Origin of the sequence: Paenibacillus chibensis (assembly GCF_004001045.1) — a bacterium.
In the GTDB taxonomy this organism is placed as follows: domain Bacteria; phylum Bacillota; class Bacilli; order Paenibacillales; family Paenibacillaceae; genus Paenibacillus_AQ; species Paenibacillus_AQ chibensis.
On the sequence record NZ_BIMK01000066.1, the window covers coordinates 1 to 1,480 of the forward strand.

3 tRNA genes are annotated in these 1,480 nt (G+C 43.8%); all 3 read left to right on the forward strand.

The features are described 5' to 3' along the window. Positions 1–1,204: 1,204 nt before the first annotated feature. Positions 1,205–1,288, forward strand: a tRNA-Leu gene (locus PCH05_RS27015). 8 nt (positions 1,289–1,296) lie between these two features. Then, a tRNA-Gly gene (locus PCH05_RS27020) sits at positions 1,297–1,371 on the forward strand. A 21-nt stretch (positions 1,372–1,392) separates the two neighbouring features. After that, a tRNA-Pro gene (locus tag PCH05_RS27025) sits at positions 1,393–1,466 on the forward strand. Positions 1,467–1,480: the final 14 nt, after the last annotated feature.

Sequence of the window (1,480 nt, forward strand, 5' to 3'; positions counted from 1 at the left end):
ACAAGTGGAAGCAATCTATTGCAAAATAGGTGCTTTTTTTATTTTAACCCCCGTACTGCTCATGGATTACATGAACCGGTACGGGGGTTCTTGCATTATTAAGCTCTGTAATTGAAGCTCGTGTATCGATGGAGGGAAAAATGTTAGCACGATTAAATAATTAATAAAGCTCATTAATGAATGATGCAATTACTGTAATGCTTCTTATCCGGTAGTAAATACATCCTAAGGGTCGAATCGATGGGAGAGCAATGGACTAGGTAGGGATATACTTTTTCATGCTCGTTAGTAATGACTCTGGACGATTACAGGGAAATCTCAATACGCTCACATTTGGACGTCGAAGAAAGGTTCGTTCGCCAAAGAGGGAGGACCTGCAGCAGCTTAGGATTGATAATTGCTCGGAGCACTTTCTGATCATTTATACAGCATACATAATACAGCATACATAGGTTAGAGCCCCATTACGGCCATTTTTTCGCCTGTTAGAGGCTTGTCCAATACAAAGGGACCTTAAGACCCCCCTGAATCCAAGAAGGCCGTATAGGCGGTTTCAAGCGCACGTCATATTAGGCATCTACAAGAACATGATCAAAGGCACGTAGAAGAAGAGGTGATGTGCATAATGAAGGGTACGAATTCGAAGTTTTTGCTGGGGCGAGCTGGTCTGCCCATTGCCGGCTGGTAATTATCTATGCAACCACTCCTGAAACGGCTCTAATGGCCCGTTGTGAGACGCAAGGATCAATAATGTCTGCTGTCTTCTAACACAGTATAAGCAGTGAAATGGGGTACTTCGGAAGCCCTTAGACATAAAGTTTAGGTCATTCATGTTTTTGCCTTGTGGTCGTAGCCTCTAGGTTTTTACTGTGAGCTCATTTCCCGGAATAAAGGTTATGTACCTGACTTATAAAACCCTTCTCCATGGGGACTGTACCGATGAAAGCAGATCCTTTGGCTGAAGTTTGTTTTTCACGGTTTGGATAAGATTTGATTAGCTCGTAAACGTCCAAAAAACAAAAGATCATTGCACGCATTACAACGATATTGATATCTTTTTTTTATTTTTTTTATAATATGCTTGACTCGTGGTAACTAACTATGGTAAGATCATTCTTGTCGCTAACGAGATAAGAATTACAAGAAACAAACAAATCACGTTAGAATCGATCGAATCTGTCAGGTGAATAACCTGCGGTAATGTGCGCGTGTGGCGGAATTGGCAGACGCACTAGACTTAGGATCTAGCGTCTTTGACGTGGGGGTTCAAGTCCCTCCACGCGCACCAAGAATTTTGCGGACGTGGCTCAGCGGTAGAGCATCGCCTTGCCAAGGCGAGGGTCGCGGGTTCGATTCCCGTCGTCCGCTCCATTTAACTGTATTACCTTGCATCGGGATGTAGCTCAGCTTGGTAGAGCACCTGGTTTGGGACCAGGGGGTCGCATGTTCGAATCGTGTCATCCCGATATTTTTAATCTTG